The 1,983-nt window shown below is 42.8% G+C and carries 3 protein-coding genes; all 3 read left to right on the top strand.

Annotation, left to right across the window (positions count from 1 at the left end; genetic code table 11):
- Positions 1 to 353 precede the first annotated feature (353 nt).
- Positions 354 to 1,091, top strand: a complete 738-nt coding sequence (locus EFBL_RS08655) for a hypothetical protein (RefSeq protein ID WP_131927829.1) — start codon at positions 354 to 356, stop codon at positions 1,089 to 1,091.
- 99 nt (positions 1,092 to 1,190) lie between these two features.
- Positions 1,191 to 1,607 carry an HIRAN domain-containing protein gene (locus EFBL_RS08660; RefSeq protein WP_096181748.1) on the top strand — a complete coding sequence of 139 codons (417 nt, stop codon included), beginning with the start codon at positions 1,191 to 1,193 and terminating at the stop codon, positions 1,605 to 1,607.
- Positions 1,608 to 1,814: 207 nt separating this feature from the next.
- Positions 1,815 to 1,983, top strand: a 169-nt coding sequence (locus EFBL_RS08665; RefSeq protein WP_149029949.1) for an HTH domain-containing protein, incomplete at its 3' end; no start/stop codon positions are given.

Consider the following 1,983-nt stretch of genomic DNA (forward strand, 5'->3'; position numbering starts at 1 on the left):
ACCCATCGAACACGAACGTATGTACTATCAATCTATTAAAAATGCAGCATAAAATCTCTACTTTTTGTGTCTACTCTATTGACTTAATACCAAAGTGTCTTTGAGCTTGAAGATAGCCGTCCTGTGCTGGCACAAATTTGGGCTGAAAGCGGATATACATTTTTAACCTACTTTCTTACTTATGAAGGTATTGAAGAATATACAAAAGAGCAGCTCTTCTCGTATTTGATCTCAAACGGTCTGGAGAGTTTGGAGAAACATGCGGATCAATGCGATGTCGATCAAATGTTGGATGTAAACGGGAATCCTTGTTGGAGAGTTACCATTACTATAGGCTGTTTGGAGGAATAAAGATGAAACGACATCCCAGCGAGACGGTAATGAACGTACTTAATGAAAGATTAAATCCTGATTCAATTGCTCGAGGATTAAGCCACTTATATAAAAAAAGCCCATCTAGCAAGGTTGATAGAGGGTTTTGGTACAACAAGTCATACCCGTATTTTATACAAAGGTTCGAAGAAACGAGGCCAGTTAATCAATTGGAAACCGTCTGGATAGAACGGGCCTCTTATGTATATTCATGGATTGCACGAATTCCTGTAACGAAACTTGATCACCGAGCCATACGAGAATTGGCCGCACTTGAGCATCTGTTTGCCGGATGCACCTTGCAAGAAGTGGGAACCGAATCCTATCTGGGAGGCTTGGGTGATCCCAAAATGGCCGCCCATCACGGTGAAAGGATTTTCGGTACGGGTAACGGACGACCACCAGTATTGATACACCAGTTTGTCGAGTTGGCAAACGAAATCATCAATTACGGATCCGGACGTTACAATTTCCCTACAACGACCAAACTGCTGCATTTTATGTTCCCGGGGCTCTTTCCAATATTTGATTCCAATGTTTGCCGAGTCTTGTATGGCAACGAGTATATTGAAGATTACATTAAGTATCATGCCTATGTATTTGCTCTTCAAGATTATTTATCCGGCGGCAAGTACTCTCGAGAAATTCTGGTGGAAGCTGAACGAGCCAATCTACCGCCGCTAAGACTTGTTGATTTGGTTTTGTTTAATGAAGTGTAGATTGAGAGTGGGTGTTATGCTCTACCTTAACCCGGCAAAACTGCCTCTCTTAAGGGCTAACGTACCACAAATTTTGGACCTCTCATTAAAGGGCGGTCCATGATAATCCAAATATTAATTAAATGCCAGGGTGAAGCCAATGAAAGAACGGTGTATGTTGCTATTACGGGCACGAATCATTATTACGGCACAGAGTTTATTAAAGTCGGACAAATCGTGCATCTCACAAAGGATCCTGACAATCCGCATGACCAAGAAGCGATTAAAGCGGAGATCATGCCCCTTGGGAAAATCGGATATGTAGCCAACAGCACACACACCGTTCCCAGAGGCTGCCGGAGTGCAGGGAGGATCTACGATACTTTTATAACCCATATTTGCGGGATTGTAAGATTCGTAGTGAAAGATACTGTGATACTGGAATTGGCAGAAGGGGTTGAGGAAGTATACATTGTGACAGTGAAGTCAGATGATTTAATTCGGGAAGAAGTTCAAAGGGGGATTGCACATGATTGAGGATGAAGACCTGATCAACATTTGCGACACAGCGGTTATCAATAAATGGACGGTTCGTTGGAATAACGGTTCGTATAAACAGTAGTTTAGGAGACTTCCAAGGTATGGAGGTCTCTCTTTTTTTTATCAATATTGAAAAAAATCAGTGGAAACGAGGACGATTTCAGCTAAAATTATAATTAATGAGGGAATATTTGGGGTGATTGTATGGATTTGGTGGAACGGCTGTTTTTTATACTGACGACGATCCAGCAACGACCGGGGATTACCGCTCCCGCTTTGGCGGAACTGTGCGGTACATCCGTACGGAGTATCTACCGTGACATCAAGCGGTTGGATGAAGCCGGAATCCAGATCCTGCTGCAGGGGAACAAAG

The sequence above is a fragment of the Effusibacillus lacus genome (assembly GCF_002335525.1).
GTDB lineage: Bacteria > Bacillota > Bacilli > Tumebacillales > Effusibacillaceae > Effusibacillus > Effusibacillus lacus.

Excerpts from the sequence above, each read along its gene's own strand:
- EFBL_RS08655 (WP_131927829.1), top strand. The coding sequence starts at position 354 with ATGAAACGACATCCCAGCGAGACGGTAATGAACGTACTTAATGAAAGA.
- EFBL_RS08660 (WP_096181748.1), top strand. The coding sequence starts at position 1,191 with ATGATAATCCAAATATTAATTAAATGCCAGGGTGAAGCCAATGAAAGA.